Raw genomic sequence first — 17,446 nt, 5'->3', positions numbered from 1 at the left:
GTCCGCTGGATAGATAAAGTGGGAGGCTTGGCCTCCCCTTTTTGTCTCTGGCTGACATGGACTCACACTGACCGAAGCGAATTATGAGCTCATCAACTTCTACCAGCCAAGCCCAAGCCTGGCTAGAAAGCCTGCGGCCACGGACTCTACCACTGGCTTTTGCCTCTATTGTCACCGGCTCTGCCCTAGCTTATTGGCTCGACAGTTTTAAACCTGCGGTAGCGCTACTGGCCTTGATTACTGCCGGTATGCTGCAAATTTTATCTAATCTGGCCAATGACTACGGCGACGCGGTAAAAGGGAGTGATACCGAAGATCGCATCGGGCCACTGCGCGGGATGCAAAAAGGCATCATTACCCGCGAACAGATGAAGAAAGCGCTAATTCTCACCGTTATTCTCACCATTATTTCCGGCGTAGCGCTGATTGCCGTAGCCTGTGAAAAACCGAGCGATATTCTGGGCTTTCTGGTACTCGGCTTGATGGCGATTGTCGCCGCCATTACCTACACCATTGGTAGTAAACCTTACGGTTATCTGGGTCTGGGAGACATTTCGGTACTCATGTTCTTCGGCTGGCTAAGCGTAGCTGGAACCTATTATCTTCAATCGGGCCATTTTGACAGCCTGGTGATGCTACCGGCTACCGCCTGTGGTTTATTGGCCGCTGCGGTATTGAACATTAATAACCTGCGCGATATCGAAAGCGATGCGGTCAACGGCAAAAATACTCTCGCCGTGCGTTTGGGCCCGCAGAACGCCCGTTATTATCACGCCGTATTGATCACCGCCGCTATTGCCTGCCTGGCCTTGTTTAGCCTGCTTTATCTGCACCGCTGGACCGGCTGGATCTTTGTTCTGGCTATTCCGCTATTGGTAAAACACGCGATTTATGTGTTGCGCGAGCCAACCGCCGCTGGCATGCGTCCGATGCTGGAACATATGGTAAAAGCGGCGCTGCTCACCAATATCCTGTTTGCCGTTGGTCTGGTATTTAACTAATGCGCCTTTTTCTGCCAATTCACAGAAAAACCCTGCGGATTGGCAGAGTTTAACAATTGATGATTTTGCCAACAGTAGTCAGAAAGGGATATACTGACTGTCCCAGCCGCAACCAGACATTAATCCTATGAAATATGATACTTCCGAACTCTGTGACATCTATCATGAAGAGATAAATGTGGTAGAAGCTCTGTTCTCCAATTTTGGCGGACGTACTTCATTTGGTGGTCAAATCACGACCGTAAAATGCTTCGAAGACAACGGGTTGCTCTTTGGCCTACTCGAAGAGAACGGGCGTGGGCGCGTGCTGGTCGTCGACGGAGGTGGTTCAGTGCGTCGAGCGCTGGTCAACGCAGAATTGGCTAGCTTAGCGGCCGCGAATGAATGGGAAGGCATTGTGGTTTACGGTGCCGTACGTCAGGTAGACGATCTGGCCGAACTGGACATTGGTATTCAGGCTATGGCTGCTATTCCGGTAGGATCTGCTAGCGAAGGCATCGGCGAAAGCGATATTCGCGTGAACTTCGGCGGCGTGACTTTCTTCTCCGGTGATCATCTGTACGCTGATAATACTGGGATTATTCTGTCGGAAGATCCGCTGGATATCGAATAGCACCGACTCGGTTATACCAAACGAATGCTATAAGAAAGGGCGATATGAATATCGCCCTTTTGCTTTTGCGCTTAATCGGTTGCCAGCGCTATGGATGCCGAGAATAACCTCAGACTTCTTCCATCTTACCCAGCAGTGCGCGCAGACGATCCTGCCACACGTGCTGTTCTTGTTTTAGCTGCTCGTTTTCACGCACTAATGCTTCACGGTTACCCGCAGCGTCCTGAACCTCTTGGGACAGGGTGTTGTTTTTTTCTTTCAGCTCTTCAATTTCCATCTGCAACAAAGTGATGGTATCAATCGCCTGCTGAACTTTACCTTCCAGTTTCTCAAATACTTCAAATGACATTCTTTAGTCCCCTCATGATCGCAAGGCGTACATCTATTGGTAGCAGTCGCATTTTGCAGATGCAACCGCTGCGAATATCCATCGCGCTATATATTCATCAAACTCGGTAACAAGCGCTGTATTTTAACGCGCCTCCGTAAACAGCGGCGCAGCTTGATTAAAACGATTGTATGTAGCCAGTCTCCCCCTGTCTAGCGACATACCGGCACAAAACACAGTCTCTCGCAATTTACCTAGCACCACTATCAGCAAATGCTGAAAATCTGCGGCCTGTTATCGCGTCGTAGTTTACATATTTACAACAATGGAAAGTAAAAGCACTGGTCTGATCACACTTTCAGAAAGCACTAACACCCACGCGTTACGCGAATTCGCTCATTTTTATGACAAGGCACACAGATTTCGATTTCGCTATTTCTCGTTTGTGCTCGTTAACGATAAATTCACATAACCCCCAAGGATGAATTTGGGGAAAAAACAATAAATACCCTATAACTCTCTGTCTGTAGGACATCACTATGAGCCAAACATCAAGTCCGACCCTAAAAGGCCAGTGCATTGCGGAGTTTCTTGGCACCGCTTTGCTGATATTTTTTGGCGTTGGCTGTGTTGCCGCATTAAAATTAGCCGGTGCAAGTTTCGGTCAATGGGAAATCAGTATTATCTGGGGCCTGGGCGTCGCCATGGCCATTTATCTAACGGCGGCCATTTCAGGGGCGCACCTCAACCCCGCCGTCACTATCGCTTTGTGGCTGTTTGCCTGTTTTGATCGCAAAAAAGTCCTTCCTTACATTGTGGCTCAGGTTGTTGGCGCATTCTGCGGTGCAGCTCTAGTCTACGGCCTGTACTACGGCCTGTTTGTTGATTTCGAACAAACCCACCAAATGGTACGCGGCAGTAGCGAAAGCCTGAATTTGGCAGGCATTTTCTCTACTTACCCGAATGCCCACATCACCGTTTTCCAGGCTTTCTTGGTTGAAACCGTAATTACCGCCATTCTGATGTGCCTGATTCTGGCGTTAACCGACGACGGCAACGGCATTCCGCGCGGCCCGCTCGCTCCCCTGCTGATTGGTATCCTGATCGCGGTTATCGGTGCCTCTATGGGGCCATTGACCGGCTTTGCGTTGAACCCGGCTCGTGATTTCGGTCCGAAGGTCTTTGCTTATCTGGCTGGCTGGGGCGATATCGCCTTCACGGGCGGACGTGATATTCCTTACTTCCTGGTACCGATTTTCGGACCTATAGTAGGCGCATTATTAGGTGCATTCGGCTACCGCGCACTGATTGGCCGCCATTTGCCATGTGACATCTGCGTTGTAGAAGAAGAGGCTTCCACTAGCACCACCGAACGTAAAGCGTAATCCAGACACTGGAATAAACGGTAACTAAAGCAGGCTTATTATTATGACAACAGAAAATAATACTGAAAAAAAATACATCGTTGCTCTCGACCAAGGCACCACCAGCTCCCGCGCCGTTGTGCTGGATCATGACGCCAACATCGTGAGCGTTTCCCAACGGGAATTTACCCAAATTTATCCAAAAGCCGGCTGGGTTGAACACGACCCGATGGAAATCTGGGCTACGCAAAGCTCAACGCTGGTAGAAGTGCTGGCAAAAGCCGATATACGTTCCGATCAAATCGCCGGTATCGGTATCACCAACCAGCGTGAAACCACCATCGTGTGGGAAAAAGAAACCGGTAAGCCAATTTATAACGCCATTGTCTGGCAATGTCGTCGCACCGCAGAAATCTGCGAAAAATTGAAAAAAGACGGGCTGGAAGAGTATATCCGCCACAATACCGGCTTGGTGGTTGATCCCTATTTCTCCGGCACTAAGGTGAAATGGATTCTGGATCACGTGGAAGGTGCACGTGAACGCGCCAAACGCGGCGAACTATTATTCGGTACCGTGGACACATGGTTGGTGTGGAAGATGACCCAAGGACGGGTACACGTCACGGATTTCACCAACGCATCTCGTACCATGATGTTCAACATTCATCAGTTGGATTGGGATGAACGCATGCTAGAAGTGCTGGATATTCCGCGCGCTATGCTGCCAAAAGTCCGTTCTTCTTCTGAGATTTATGGGCAAACCAACATCGGTGGTAAAGGCGGTACTCGTATTCCAATCGCCGGTATCGCTGGTGATCAGCAGGCCGCGCTGTATGGCCAGCTGTGCGTACAACCTGGCATGGCGAAGAATACCTATGGCACAGGCTGCTTCTTGCTAATGAACACAGGCAAAGAGGCGGTACGCTCCAATCACGGCCTGTTAACCACTATCGCCTGCGGTCCACGAGGCGAAGTGAACTATGCGTTGGAAGGGGCGGTGTTTATCGGCGGGGCTTCCATTCAATGGCTGCGTGACGAATTGAAACTGATCAGCGATGCCGCCGATTCCGAATACTTCGCCACCAAAGTGAAAGACAGCAACGGCGTTTACGTCGTGCCAGCCTTCACCGGACTGGGTGCGCCTTACTGGGACCCGTATGCCCGTGGCGCAATCTTCGGTCTGACTCGCGGCGCGAACAGCAACCACATTATCCGCGCAACGCTGGAATCTATCGCTTACCAAACCCGCGATGTGCTGGATGCGATGCAGGCCGATGCCAATACACGCCTGCAATCCCTGCGCGTAGACGGCGGTGCGGTAGCCAATAACTTCCTGATGCAGTTCCAGGCAGATATTCTGGGCACCCGCGTTGAGCGTCCTGCCGTGCGTGAAAGCACCGCATTGGGCGCCGCTTTCCTCGCAGGTTTAGCCATCGGTTTTTGGAACGATCTGGACGAAGTTAAGAGCAAAGCAACCATTGAACGGGAATTCCGCCCAAGCATCGAAACTACGGAACGTAACTACCGTTACAGCGGTTGGAAAAAAGCCGTGGCCCGTGCTCAAGCATGGGAAGAACACGACTAATATCGCCAGGTTTCGAATCGCAGCGGCCTAAGCCGTAATTTGAAATAGTAAATGCATGACTCATCACGCGCTGCCGCTCCCCCCGGCAGCGCGTTTTTTATCCCTTCGCCCCTGCCGCCACGCCCCAGTGTGATAGAATTCCCACCCTATATCCGTTTTCCCATTCTGCAATTAACAGGTCGAGCCATGAAACGTGAATTAGCCATCGAATTCTCCCGCGTAACCGAAGCCGCCGCCTTGGCGGGTTACAAATGGTTAGGTCGGGGTGACAAAAATGCCGCCGACGGCGCGGCCGTCCGAGCTATGCGCATTATGCTCAACAAGGTCAATATCGATGGCCGGATCGTGATCGGCGAAGGGGAAATTGATGAAGCCCCGATGCTGTTTATCGGCGAACATGTCGGGACTGGCGAAGGAGATGCGGTAGATATCGCCGTTGATCCTATTGAGGGTACCCGCATGACCGCTATGGGCCAATCTAACGCTCTGGCTGTTTTAGCGGTGGGTGATAAAGGCACCTTCTTGCATGCGCCTGATATGTATATGGAAAAACTGGTGGTCGGCCCCGAAGCTAAAGGCGCAATTGATCTCAATTTACCACTGGCTGATAACCTGAAAAATATCGCCCATAAACTCAATAAACCGTTATCAGAACTGACGGTCATTACGCTGGCTAAGCCGCGCCACGACGGTGTGATTGCCCAAATGCAGCAAATGGGCGTCAAAGTGTTTGCCATTCCTGACGGTGACGTAGCGGCCTCTATCCTAACCTGTATGCCGGAAAGCGAAGTGGATGTGATGTACTGCGTCGGCGGCGCACCGGAAGGCGTTATTTCCGCTGCGGTCATTCGCGCACTGGATGGCGATATGCAAGGGCGTTTGTTGCCGCGTCATGAGGTCAAAGGGGACAACGAAGAAAACCGTCGTTTAGGAGAGCAAGAGCTAGAACGCTGTCTGAGCATGGGCATCGAGGCGGGTAAAGTACTGCGTCTGGATGATATTGCTCGTAACGATAACGTTATCTTCTCAGCGACCGGTATTACCAAAGGGGATTTGCTGGAAGGTATTTATCGTAAAGGGAATCTGGCCACCACGGAAACCCTGTTGATTCGCGGTAAGTCCCGCACCATACGCCGCATTCGCTCTACTCACTTCCTCGATCGTAAAGACGAAGCCTTGCACGAATATCTGCTGTAATTCATCCAGCTAAGTAAAAATGATAAGGGCACCGAATCACAAGTGCCCTTAACGTCACTAAACCATATGTTCCTGGCGCTGCACCCGATGAGAGAGCGGCCACCAGCACAGCAAAATCAGCAGCGCCATAGCAAACATCAGCAACCCAAGGCTAAACTGCCCTGTCTGCGGTAGCATCGCCGACAGCCAGGTTGTCAGGCCTGAACCGATATTCTGCAAACCTCCAACCAAAGCACCTGCGGCACCCGCCAGATATGGGAAAGGTTCCATCGCCCCAGTCGTTGCCAGCGGGAATAACATACCTGCGCCAAAGAAGAACAAAGCGGCAGGGATGATCAGTGTCCAGATATTCATGATACCAAACCAACCGGGAATCCACATCATCAGCCCTGCCAGCAGGCAGCTAATCACCGAATGCCACATTAAATTATGGAAGGTTCGCCCTTCCCGTCCCGCATACCAAGCCCCGAAAAATGCCGCCGGGATTGGCAAGATAAATAGAATACTGACCGTCAGGCCGCTGAGCCCCAATACGCCGCCCATTAATACACCGGAACTGGCTTCAAACACCGCAATCCCAGCCAGAGCGCCAATCAGCATCACCAGGTAGCAGCTAAAAGAACGATCAGATAACAAGGTGTAGAAACTGGTCAGCATACGCGGTTTCTCCGCTTGTTCAGGGCGCGTTTCTGGCAGCCAACGGAACATGCAAAAAGCCACGCCGCTGCACAATAAGAGTAAAAAAGCGTAGCAGGCGCGCCAGCCAAACCAGCTTGCCAACACGCCACCAATAATGGGTGCCAATAGCGGGCTGACCAAAATCCCCATATTCAACATACTGTTGGCATAGCGCAGCGCAGTACCGGCGTATAAATCACGCGGCATGGTACGCGCCATCACGCCTGCGACACCGGTGCCCATCCCTTGCAGAGCGCTGGCCGCCACCAACATCGGTAAATTATTAGAGAACAAAGCGCCTAACGTGCCGAGCATAAATATCGTCATCCCCGCCAGAATAACCGGACGGCGACCAATACGGTCTGATAAAGGCCCGTAAATCAACTGCGAAGCACCATAAGTCAACAGATACGCAGCCATAACCCGCTGTACGGCTCCGGGGCGTGCGGCAAGATCCCGAGCAATTTCAGCAATCACCGGGACATAAATGGTCTGAGCCATCTGACCGACAGCAACCAGAATGATTAACATCAACAGCAGGTGAAAATTCTCTATTTTTCTCATGGTCTTAAATAATATCTCAATGCAGATTACATGCTTTTTTCTGCGGAAATTTCGGGGAAATCACAGCACACCTTTAGTTATGGCGCATAAGCTATCAAATTCATAACTTATATCCAGCTAGAGTAAGATTTTGATAAACAGTATTTTGGCAGTAAAAACGACCAGAATGTAAATTAAGCTGTACATCATCAACTGGATTTGAAGAATAATATCCACACTTTATGCTGATAACATTTAATCGATAATGGTTTCCAGCCAAATCCCATAAAATGCTTCCATCGCTATTTACATCATGAGCACATCTGAATAACGGGAGTTGTAAGCATGGCTGAATGGGTCAGTGGTAAAATCACGCACGTTGAACATTGGACGGACGCCTTGTTCAGCATTCAGGTTGACGCGCCAATAGATACCTTTACTGCCGGTCAGTACGCTAAACTGGCACTGGATGTCCACGGTGAACGGGTACAGCGAGCCTATTCCTACGTTAATGCTCCCAGTGATAACAAGCTTGAGTTCTATTTGGTCAACGTTCCGGAAGGGAAACTCAGTCCTCGACTGCGTCAGCTTCGGGTCAACGATGAAATTATGGTGACCAAACAGGCCGCAGGTTTCTTCGTTCTGGAAGAAATTCCTGACTGCGACACCTTGTGGATGTTAGCGACGGGCACCGCCATTGGCCCTTATCTGTCGATTTTGCAGGAAGGTCGCGATTTGGCACGGTTCAACAATCTGGTACTGGTTCACGCCGCACGCTTTGCTCAGGATCTCAGCTACCTGCCGCTAATGCAGCAACTGGAGCAGCGCTACAATGGCAAACTGCGAATTCAAACCGTGGTCAGTCGCGAAGAGTCCCCCGGTTCTCTGACCGGACGCGTACCCGCGCTGATTGAACATGGCCTGCTTGAAGCTGCGGTAGGTTTGAAGATTGATAGCGAACGCGATCACATCATGCTGTGCGGCAACCCACAGATGGTCCGCGATACGCAACAGACGTTGAAAGATCAGCGTCAGATGAAAAAACACCTACGTCGCAAACCCGGTCATATCACCAGCGAACATTACTGGTAACTCGAGTCAGCCGTTAAATTTGGTCGAAAAAAAGGGCGCTAAGCGCCCTTCTTCATATAGATAACCCGTGAGTGGTCGTCATTGTTTTTTCTCAGGCAAAAACTTCACCTGATCTGGCTCTGGGCCAAAACGATTATCGCCCTCGGTACCCAGAAATGCGCCGCAATCAATCAGCATCATGACAATAATCAGCGTGGGAATGAAACGCCCAACGCCCCATTGCCAGATCGGTGCCAACATTTGCCAGTTTCCAGCCATCAGCATCCAGGCCAGCACCACCAACAGCGCCCACCAACCGACTTTATTGCGATCGTGCAGGCGTTTTACCACAACTGCCGCCGTGGGCCACAACAGAAAAACAATCGCAAAGGCGGCGGTTTGCATCGGCAATATCTCTTGCCCGGCAAGCGTAAAAATAGTTGCCATGGCCAGTAACCACAGGCCGATCCAAATCCAAAAATCACGACGACCAATACGGCCTTTAAACGAAAAACACCATTGCTGAATGGTCATAGAGATTCGATTCCATTTCTTCGAAATTATTGCGCCAAAGTGTACCCTAACGCCGAGCTTAACGAATAATCTTTGCGGGGATTTTTGACAACGACTACCGAATACCGTTTTAATCCTCTACACACTCCCTTAACTACGGCGTAAGTCATGAGAAATACCATAGCCGCTGTGCTCGCCATTTTAGTGCTAATGGCCACGGTTAGCCGCACAGCTCATGCTGACCCAACGGATAATAGCGGCGCTCCGGTGCCGAACAACCAACCCACTGCGCCCTACCTGCTATCAGGGGCACCGACTTTTGATTTAACCTTGGTAAAATTTCGCGAAAGCTACAACCAGGCCAATCCATCTTTACCAATTAATGAATTTCGGGCCATCAGCGCTAAAGATGAGGGCAGCAATCTGACCCGTGCTGCCAGCAAGATTAATGAAAATCTTTATGCCTCAACGGCGCTGGAAAAAGGCACCGGTAAAATAAAAACGCTGCAAATTACTTATTTACCGATTAAAGGCGATGAAGAGAAAGCCGCAAGGCTGGTCGCTATCAGTTATATGGCAGCATTGATGCGCCAGTTTGAACCCACCTTATCGCTAGAGCAAAGTCTGGATAACGTACTCAAACTGCTAGCGCAGGGGAAAGGCGCCCATTTCCATAGCCATTCTGTCGGTGCAATCCGCTATGTAGTGGCAGATAACGGCGAAAAAGGGCTAACTTTCGCTATTGAACCGATTAAGCTGGCACTATCCGAGCCATAATCTCGGCGTAATTAATGACAAAAAGCAAAGCCATTGCCATTAATCATCTCTATACTGTTGGGCAGGTAAACTGCCGCTCTGGCAGTCATTATTATTGACCCTCGCGTCCCTAGTTGGAGGAAGAAACATGCGTCATCCATTAGTTATGGGTAACTGGAAACTGAACGGTAGTACTCACATGGTTAACGAGCTGATCGCTGGCCTGCGTAAAGAACTGAGCAATGTTGACGGCTGTGGCGTTGCCATTGCGCCACCAACAATCTATCTGAGCCAGGCTAAACACCATCTTTCCGGTAGCCGTATTGCTCTGGGTGCTCAGAACGTCGATGTTAATCTTTCCGGCGCATTCACCGGCGAAACTTCAGCAGAAATGCTGAAAGATATCGGTGCTAAATACATCATTATCGGTCACTCCGAGCGTCGTACTTATCACCACGAAAGTGATGAGTTCATCGCCAAAAAATTCGGCGTACTGAAAGAGGCCGGCCTGATCCCAGTACTGTGCATCGGTGAATCTGACGCAGAGAACGAAGCGGGTCAAACTGAAGCCGTTTGCGCTAAGCAACTGGACGCAGTGCTGAACACTTTGGGTGCAAAAGCATTCGAAGGCGCGGTTATCGCTTACGAACCAATCTGGGCTATCGGTACCGGCAAATCAGCCACCCCAGCGCAGGCGCAGGCTGTTCACAAATTCATTCGTGACCATATCGCCAAACAAGATGCGGCAGTAGCTGAACAAGTTATTATTCAGTACGGCGGTTCTGTTAACGATAAAAACGCTGCAGAGCTGTTCGCTCAGCCGGACATCGATGGCGCATTGGTTGGCGGCGCATCTCTGAAAGCTGACGCTTTCGCAGTGATCGTTAAAGCCGCAGCTAAAGCGAAAAAAGCATAATTCACGTTTGAATACGTAAAAATGCAAAAACCCCGGCAACGGGGTTTTTTTATGTCTGAATTTCAATGCCGCTTAGCGCTTATTAATCTCGTCAAATACGCCGCCGGTAGCAAAATGCACTTGTTGAGCTTTGGTCCAGCCACCGAAAACCTCATCTATGGTAAATAATTTCAATTTGGGGAATTCGCTGGAGAATTTGGCCGCGACTGTCGCATCACGCGGACGATAAAAATTTTTCGCGGCAATGGTTTGGCCTTCCGGCGAATACAGATATTTCAGGTAAGCATCGGCGACTTCACGGGTTCCACGTTTATCGACCACTTTGTCCACGACAGAAACCGTCGGCTCAGCCAGAATGGAAACGCTCGGCGTCACAATATCAAACTGGTCTTTGCCCAACTCATTCACCGCCAACAAGGCTTCATTCTCCCAGGCAATCAATACGTCGCCAATACCGCGTTCAACGAAGGTATTTGTCGCGCCACGCGCACCGGAGTCCAGCACTTCAACATTTTTATACAGCGTTTTGACGAATTCCTGCGCTTTCGCCTGATCGTTATTATTGTGCTCCAGAGCGTAGCCCCAGGCCGCCAGATAGTTCCAACGAGCGCCACCGGACGTTTTCGGATTCGGCGTAATCACGGAAATCCCCGGTTTTACCAAATCTGACCAATCGTGAATTTGCTTGGGGTTACCTTTACGCACCAGAAAAACGATGGTTGAAGTATAAGGCGCAGAATTATCCGGCAGGCGCTTAATCCAGCTCTTATCAATCCGACCACGTTCGGCAATGGCGTCCACATCGTAGGCCAAAGCCAGCGTCACGACATCGGCTTCAATACCGTTAATCACTGAGGTTGCCTGCTTACCAGAGCCGCCGTGCGACTGACGTACCGTGACTTTATCGCCTGTTTGCTGCTGCCAGTGTTTACTGAAAGCCTGATTATATTCCTGGTAGAATTCCCGCGTTGGGTCGTAAGAAACATTCAACAGCTGAATATCTTTTGCCACAGCACCTGATGCCAACAGCATTAATGTTAAACCTACACCCCATTTACGCATCGCCCACTCCCCAGAATTTATATAATCAACCTCAATAGGTTGGATAAGATAAAGCCTGCCAGAAACTAAGCTAACGATTAAAGAATAAAAAATACCCTATTATATCTTTAATGAATATACGTTTCGTAAAATGCAAAAAGCCCCCGCGAGCGGAGGCTTTTTCAGACCTAGAACGTGGATTAGAACAGTTTTTTCGCTGTGTCGTACCAGTCTTCTTTGAATTTGCTTTTCTTGTTTTTCGGATCAATACAAACAGAAATCAGGTCGTTAACCATTTTCTCGTTCTGTACGCCGACGCAAAGGCCGCCTTTACTCTGATCTACATTTTTCATCAGCAGTTCAACCGCATAAGCGCCCATACGGGAAGCCAGAATTCGGTCATAAGCTACCGGTGAACCGCCGCGCTGAATGTGGCCCAGTACGGTTGCACGGGTTTCACGACCGGTTTCTTTCTCGATATATTTAGCCAACTCATCGATATCACAGAGTTTTTCGGTGATAGCCACGATGGCATGTTTTTTACCTTTGGCGATGCCGGCTTTGATCTCACAAACTAGATCGTCCGGATTGAAAGGTACTTCTGGAATCGCGATAAACTCACAACCACCGGCAATAGCTGCAGCCAGAGTCAAATCGCCACAGTAGCGCCCCATCACTTCAACGATAGAAATACGTTGATGAGAAGAAGAAGTGTCACGTAAACGGTCAATTGCCTCAACCACGGTATCCAACGCAGTGAAGAAACCGATGGTGTAGTCAGTACCCGCCACATCGTTATCTATGGTGCCCGGCAGACCAACGCAGGAAATACCGCCTTCCGCCTGAAGTAAATCAGCACCGGCATAAGAACCATCGCCGCCGATAACAACCAGTCCATCGATACCGCGCGCTTTCATGTTCTCAATGGCTTTTGCACGAATGGCCGGATCGCGGAACTCAGGGAAACGCGCAGAACCCAGGAAAGTGCCACCCCGGTTAATCATGTCTGAAACGCTGTAGCGATCCAGCTTTTCCATGCGATCTTCATACAAGCCGAGGTAACCATCATAAATACCGAAAACTTCCAGCCCTTCAGACAAAGCAGCGCGAACCACCCCACGAATTGCCGCGTTCATACCTGGCGCGTCACCGCCGCTTGTTAGCACACCGATTTTCTTTACCATGACTACCTCTGAACTTGTAGATGCGATTTTTTGAGAATTCTTTATTAGCCGATTATGCCATGAGCACGATACTAGTACATAAAATCAACGCTACGACCATGATATTGGATATTATAGCAAAAACACTATGCTGAATTGATTCAAGTCACACGAAGTAACGGTAAATATTTCCATCATTCTGTAACACAGCTTCAAGAATCAACGCAAAATTACAGCTCCCAATGAGCATGGCGCTCTTTTGGCACTACCGAGCAAGGATCTTGATGGATAAGCACATCAGCACCCGGGAAACGGTGTAACAACGCACTTTCAACCTGTTCAGCTAAAATATGCGCCTGCATCAACGGTTGATCGTCTTCCATCTCCAGATGCAGCTGGATAAAACGAGTCGGACCGGATTGTCGAGTACGTAGGTCATGAGCGCCAATCACTCCCGGCCACGAAGTCACAATATCAATAATGGCCTGCCGTTCTTCATCAGGTAAGGCCCTATCAAGTAATGACTGTACCGCTTCATAACCCATACGCAGGGCGCTATATAAAATATAAACACCTATACCCAGCGCAAATAGCGCATCAGCGCGGTGAAAACCGTACCAACTTAAAGCCAATGCTATAAGAATAGCACCATTCATCATCACGTCTGATTGATAATGTAGCATGTCGGCCCGTATCGCTTGGCTTTGGGTTTTACGCACCACCCAGCGCTGAAATGTGACTAAGATCAGGGTGCTGAATAACGCGACTAAGGTAACGCCGACGCCTATACCAGGATCTTGTAAGGGTTCCGGTGAGGCGAGATGCTGGAAGCCGGTTAAAAACAGGAATAAAGCGGAGCCGGAAATAAACATACTTTGAGCCAAAGCGGCCAAAGACTCAGCTTTACCATGACCAAAAGTATGTTCTTCGTCCGCGGGTTGCAGGGAGTAACGCACCACAAACAGATTTGTGAGAGAGGCAGCTAAATCCACCAGTGAATCGACCAAAGCCGCCAAGACGCTGACGGAACCGGTCGCCCACCAAGCAAATATTTTAATTAACAGTAGAATTGATGCTAGTGCAGTAGCCGATAAGGCCGCAGCTTTAACCAGCCGCGCATATTGCCGATCCATAACTCTTCCCAAATTGAATCTTAGGGGACAAGTATAACGGATACAGGCAAAAAAAAGCCCTCCATCATGGAGGGCTAAAAGACAGGGATGGTGTCTATGGCAAGGAAAACAGGGTATTACTGGGTAGTACCTTACGGTACTGGATAGTACTTTACTTCTGGGCAGAAGCCGGTTGCGCCGCTGGAGCCTGCTGCATTATAGCCATCCGCTGTTTATGCATCTGGTTTAACGCAGTTTTTTGCTCTGGCGTCAGCAAGTTGTACATTTGGTTGCGTACTTTGGCCATTTCGACCTGACGCTCAACCTGTTGTTTAGACATTTTTTCAGCCTGCGCTCGAACTGCGGCTTCATCAAATTTATCTGCTGTAATCAGGCTATGCATTGCTTCCCGGTCAGCGACAGACATTGCCGTTTTGGTTCCGCGATGCTGACGCATCAGGTCGCGCATCTGCTGACGCTGTTGTTCAGTCAGGTTCAAGCCTTCAAACATGTTATGGTGGCCGCGACCGCCTTTCATCATTTTGCCGTCGAAGTCGTGGCACCAGTTGCCAGCGGTTGCAACAGTATCAGCGGCAAATGCGGCGGTAGAGCCGAAGGCCAACATTGACGCTATAACTAACGTTGTTACTTTACGCATGATTAACTCCTGGATTCACTCTGCTATGCGATTCAATGTGAAGCAGTGTATCGGTCTGGCTGAAAACTAGCGTCAGTGCATGTAAAACTGAGGTCAGGGGATGTAAATCTAGGTAAAGTCATAGAATCGCGGCAATTGTTAACGTATTTTGCGTCTAGAGGTGAAATAACTATGCATAAAATTCTACTGGTTGATGACGATCGCGAACTAACTTCGCTATTGAAAGAATTACTTGAAATGGAAGGCTTCAACGTTGTTGTTGCCTATGACGGCGAGCAAGCGCTAAACCTGCTCGACAGTTCGATCGACCTGCTTTTGCTGGACATTATGATGCCGCGTAAAAACGGTATCGAAACCTTAAAAGAGCTGCGTCAACATCACCAAACGCCGGTGATTATGCTGACCGCGCGCGGCAGTGAACTGGATCGGGTTCTGGGTCTGGAGTTAGGCGCAGATGACTATCTGGCCAAGCCGTTTAACGATCGTGAATTGGTAGCACGTATACGCGCTATTTTACGGCGTTCCAATTGGAGCGAACAGCAGCAGAATGTCGATCAAGGCGCGCCAACGCTAGAAGTTGACTGCTTGCAACTGAATCCGGGTCGTCAGGAAGCTAGCTTTGAAGGCCAGGTATTAGATTTAACCGGCACAGAATTTACCTTGCTGTATTTACTCGCTCAGCATCTGGGCCAGGTGGTTTCGCGTGAACATCTCAGCCAGGAAGTCTTGGGCAAACGACTGACGCCATTTGATCGTGCCATTGATATGCATATTTCCAACCTACGTCGTAAGTTACCGGAGCGTCAGGATGGTTTACCTTGGTTCAAGACCTTGCGTGGTCGCGGATATTTGATGGTATCTGAAACATGATCAACAGTTTGACGGCGCGAATCTTCGCTATTTTCTGGTTTACTCTGGCACTAGTGCTAATGCTAGTGCTGATGGTGCCCAAGCTGGATTCGCGGCAGTTAACACCGTTATTGGAAAATGAGCAGCGTCAGGGCGTCATGCTGGAACAGCATATTGAAGTTGAGCTGGCCAGCGATCCTGCCACCGATTTGATGTGGTGGCGGCGGCTGTATCGCGCCATTGAGAAATGGGCACCTCCCGGCCAGCATCTGGTGTTAGTGACCAGCGAAGGCCGAGTGATTGGCGCTGAACGTCATGAAATGCAGATTGTGCGTAACTTTATTGGCCAATCGGATAATGCCGATCAGCCGAAAAAGAAAAAATATGGTCGGGCAGAAATGGTCGGGCCATTCTCTATTCGTGATGGTGATGACAATTACCAACTCTATTTGATTCGACCAGCAAGTAGCCCACAGTCCGACTTTATCAATCTGATGTTTGATAGGCCGTTGCTGTTGCTGATTGCCACCATGTTGATCAGTGCGCCTCTGCTTCTCTGGCTGGCATGGAGTCTGGCTAAACCAGCTCGTAAACTGAAAAATGCCGCCGATGACGTGGCACGTGGAAATCTGAAACAACATCCTGAGCTGGAATCCGGTCCGCAGGAATTCCTAGCCACTGGTGCCAGTTTCAACCAAATGATCAGTGCGTTGGAACGAATGGTTGCCGCACAACAACGGTTGATTTCCGATATTTCCCATGAGCTTCGCACTCCGCTGACCCGCCTTCAGCTGGCAACGGCGTTGATGCGCCGTCGCCATGGGGAGGGAAAAGAGCTGGAACGCATTGAAACTGAAGCTCATCGGCTAGACAGTATGATCAATGATCTACTGGTGCTTTCCCGTAACCAGCATAAAAATGAGCTGGAGCGTGAACCGATTAAAGCTAATGAGCTTTGGTCTGACGTGCTGGAAAATGCGCAATTTGAAGCCGAACAGGTCGGTAAAACGCTGGAAATCTCTGCACCACCGGGTCCTTGGACGCTGTTTGGTAATCCGTCTGCATTGGATAGTGCGTTGGAAAATATTGTTCGCAATGCTCTTCGGTATTCTCACCACCGTATCGCAGTGGCGTTCCATGCGGATAATCAAGGCGTAACCATCACTGTTGATGATGATGGCCCTGGTGTCAGTGCAGAAGACCGCGAACAGATTTTCCGGCCGTTCTACCGCACTGACGAAGCCCGCGACCGTGAGTCCGGCGGTACAGGCTTAGGCTTAGCCATTGTTGAAACTGCCGTAAGTCAGCATCGTGGCTGGGTTAGGGCGGAAGATAGCCCGCTTGGCGGCCTGCGCTTGATTCTCTGGCTTCCTCTACACCCATTAAAAGCCTAGTCATTTGGCCGATCCACGTGGATCGGCCAGATCGACAAACGTTCTCACAGCCCAGACCTGCCCATATCAACAGATGCCACTGCACCAAATCGGAGTTTCTGGTATCCTGCGCCCCTCTTTACTGGGGGGCCTATGCTGAATATTGTTTTATTTGAACCTGAAATCCCACCGAACACCGGCAATATCATCCGTCTGTGCGCCAATACCGGCTGCCAGCTTCATTTGATCAAGCCTTTGGGTTTTACCTGGGATGACAAAAGGCTGCGCCGAGCGGGCCTCGATTATCATGAATTTACGAATATTAAGCATCATCATGATTATCAGGCTTTTCTCGACAGCGAAAAACCCGAGCGCCTGTTCGCACTAACCACCAAAGGTACGCCAGCTCATAGCGCAGTGAGTTATCAGGATAAGGATTTTCTGTTATTCGGCCCGGAAACTCGCGGTTTACCGGCCAGTATTCTGAATGCATTGCCGGCACAGCAAAAAATCAGGATTCCAATGCAACCAGATAGCCGCAGTATGAACCTATCGAACGCTGTTTCTGTGGTGGTATACGAGGCATGGCGCCAGCTGGGATATAATGGCGCATTGGTGAAAGAGTAAGAAATTTGTCAGAAAGGGGCTCAGAGTGGCCCCGTTCGATTATTCGATTAATAGCAGG

18 protein-coding genes are annotated in these 17,446 nt (G+C 49.8%); 11 read left to right on the top strand and 7 right to left on the bottom strand.

Annotated features, from left to right (window positions below; all coding sequences use genetic code 11):
• The first annotated feature begins 83 nt into the window (after positions 1-83).
• Positions 84-1,001 carry a 1,4-dihydroxy-2-naphthoate polyprenyltransferase gene (locus tag AD970_RS16620; protein WP_049601577.1) on the top strand — a complete coding sequence of 306 codons (918 nt, stop codon included), beginning with the start codon at positions 84-86 and terminating at the stop codon, positions 999-1,001.
• Positions 1,002-1,128: 127 nt separating this feature from the next.
• Positions 1,129-1,614: a ribonuclease E activity regulator RraA gene (rraA, locus tag AD970_RS16615; RefSeq protein WP_049601574.1), complete on the top strand. Its 486-nt coding sequence runs from the start codon at positions 1,129-1,131 to the stop codon at positions 1,612-1,614.
• A 109-nt stretch (positions 1,615-1,723) separates the two neighbouring features.
• Here rraA and zapB read toward each other — a convergent pair whose 3' ends face one another.
• The gene (zapB, locus tag AD970_RS16610) at positions 1,724-1,963 is read right to left on the bottom strand and encodes a septal ring assembly protein ZapB (RefSeq protein ID WP_049601572.1); all 240 of its coding nucleotides are present in this window, start codon (positions 1,961-1,963) and stop codon (positions 1,724-1,726) included.
• A gap of 518 nt (positions 1,964-2,481) precedes the next feature.
• On the opposite strand from zapB, the gene AD970_RS16605 reads away from it, so the two are divergent.
• The 3 genes from AD970_RS16605 (at position 2,482) to glpX (ending at position 6,088) form a co-directional block, all read left to right on the top strand.
• Entirely contained in the window at positions 2,482-3,327 is an 846-nt protein-coding gene (locus AD970_RS16605; protein ID WP_049601568.1) for an MIP/aquaporin family protein, read from the top strand.
• Positions 3,328-3,370: 43 nt separating this feature from the next.
• Complete coding sequence (glpK, locus tag AD970_RS16600) at positions 3,371-4,891, top strand: glycerol kinase GlpK (protein ID WP_049601565.1); 1,521 nt, start codon at positions 3,371-3,373, stop codon at positions 4,889-4,891.
• Positions 4,892-5,077: 186 nt separating this feature from the next.
• Entirely contained in the window at positions 5,078-6,088 is a 1,011-nt protein-coding gene (gene glpX, locus AD970_RS16595) for a class II fructose-bisphosphatase (RefSeq protein WP_049601561.1), read from the top strand.
• Positions 6,089-6,145: 57 nt separating this feature from the next.
• Here glpX and emrD read toward each other — a convergent pair whose 3' ends face one another.
• Positions 6,146-7,330 (bottom strand): multidrug efflux MFS transporter EmrD, encoded by a 1,185-nt coding sequence (gene emrD / locus AD970_RS16590; RefSeq protein WP_049601559.1) that lies wholly within the window; start codon positions 7,328-7,330, stop codon positions 6,146-6,148.
• Positions 7,331-7,654: 324 nt separating this feature from the next.
• On the opposite strand from emrD, the gene fpr reads away from it, so the two are divergent.
• Positions 7,655-8,401: a ferredoxin--NADP(+) reductase gene (fpr, locus tag AD970_RS16585; protein ID WP_049601557.1), complete on the top strand. Its 747-nt coding sequence runs from the start codon at positions 7,655-7,657 to the stop codon at positions 8,399-8,401.
• A gap of 78 nt (positions 8,402-8,479) precedes the next feature.
• Here the strand turns inward: fpr and AD970_RS16580 are convergent, their stop codons facing one another.
• Positions 8,480-8,914 carry a DUF805 domain-containing protein gene (locus tag AD970_RS16580; protein ID WP_049601554.1) on the bottom strand — a complete coding sequence of 145 codons (435 nt, stop codon included), beginning with the start codon at positions 8,912-8,914 and terminating at the stop codon, positions 8,480-8,482.
• 147 nt (positions 8,915-9,061) lie between these two features.
• On the opposite strand from AD970_RS16580, the gene AD970_RS16575 reads away from it, so the two are divergent.
• Together AD970_RS16575 and tpiA are read left to right on the top strand one after the other, a co-directional pair.
• A complete protein-coding gene (locus tag AD970_RS16575) occupies positions 9,062-9,670 on the top strand; it encodes a DUF1454 family protein (protein ID WP_049601552.1) in 609 nt (202 codons plus the stop codon).
• Positions 9,671-9,797: 127 nt separating this feature from the next.
• The gene (gene tpiA / locus AD970_RS16570) at positions 9,798-10,565 is read left to right on the top strand and encodes a triose-phosphate isomerase (RefSeq protein WP_049601549.1); all 768 of its coding nucleotides are present in this window, start codon (positions 9,798-9,800) and stop codon (positions 10,563-10,565) included.
• Between the two features lie 72 nt (positions 10,566-10,637).
• Here the strand turns inward: tpiA and AD970_RS16565 are convergent, their stop codons facing one another.
• The 4 genes from AD970_RS16565 to cpxP form a co-directional block, all read right to left on the bottom strand.
• Positions 10,638-11,627: a sulfate ABC transporter substrate-binding protein gene (locus AD970_RS16565; protein ID WP_049601546.1), complete on the bottom strand. Its 990-nt coding sequence runs from the start codon at positions 11,625-11,627 to the stop codon at positions 10,638-10,640.
• A 179-nt stretch (positions 11,628-11,806) separates the two neighbouring features.
• A complete protein-coding gene (gene pfkA, locus AD970_RS16560; protein WP_049601543.1) occupies positions 11,807-12,790 on the bottom strand; it encodes a 6-phosphofructokinase in 984 nt (327 codons plus the stop codon).
• Positions 12,791-12,999: 209 nt separating this feature from the next.
• On the bottom strand, positions 13,000-13,902 hold the full coding sequence (gene fieF, locus AD970_RS16555) for a CDF family cation-efflux transporter FieF (RefSeq protein ID WP_049601541.1): 903 nt from the start codon (positions 13,900-13,902) through the stop codon (positions 13,000-13,002).
• Between the two features lie 151 nt (positions 13,903-14,053).
• Complete coding sequence (gene cpxP, locus AD970_RS16550; protein ID WP_049601538.1) at positions 14,054-14,539, bottom strand: cell-envelope stress modulator CpxP; 486 nt, start codon at positions 14,537-14,539, stop codon at positions 14,054-14,056.
• A gap of 171 nt (positions 14,540-14,710) precedes the next feature.
• Here cpxP and cpxR point away from each other — a divergent pair, with 171 nt between their 5' ends.
• The 3 genes from cpxR to trmL all read left to right on the top strand — a co-directional run bounded on the left by cpxR (position 14,711) and on the right by trmL (position 17,388).
• Complete coding sequence (gene cpxR / locus AD970_RS16545) at positions 14,711-15,409, top strand: envelope stress response regulator transcription factor CpxR (RefSeq protein WP_049601535.1); 699 nt, start codon at positions 14,711-14,713, stop codon at positions 15,407-15,409.
• On the top strand, positions 15,406-16,782 hold the full coding sequence (gene cpxA, locus AD970_RS16540; RefSeq protein ID WP_049601531.1) for an envelope stress sensor histidine kinase CpxA: 1,377 nt from the start codon (positions 15,406-15,408) through the stop codon (positions 16,780-16,782). The genes cpxR and cpxA overlap by 4 nt, the downstream gene beginning before the upstream one ends.
• Before the next feature lie 132 nt (positions 16,783-16,914).
• Positions 16,915-17,388, top strand: coding sequence for a tRNA (uridine(34)/cytosine(34)/5-carboxymethylaminomethyluridine(34)-2'-O)-methyltransferase TrmL (gene trmL / locus AD970_RS16535; RefSeq protein ID WP_049601529.1), 474 nt, complete (start codon positions 16,915-16,917; stop codon positions 17,386-17,388).
• Positions 17,389-17,446 lie beyond the last annotated feature (58 nt).

It is taken from the genome of Yersinia nurmii, assembly GCF_001112925.1.
GTDB lineage: Bacteria > Pseudomonadota > Gammaproteobacteria > Enterobacterales > Enterobacteriaceae > Yersinia > Yersinia nurmii.
This window is presented reverse-complemented; position numbering and strand designations above follow the sequence as displayed.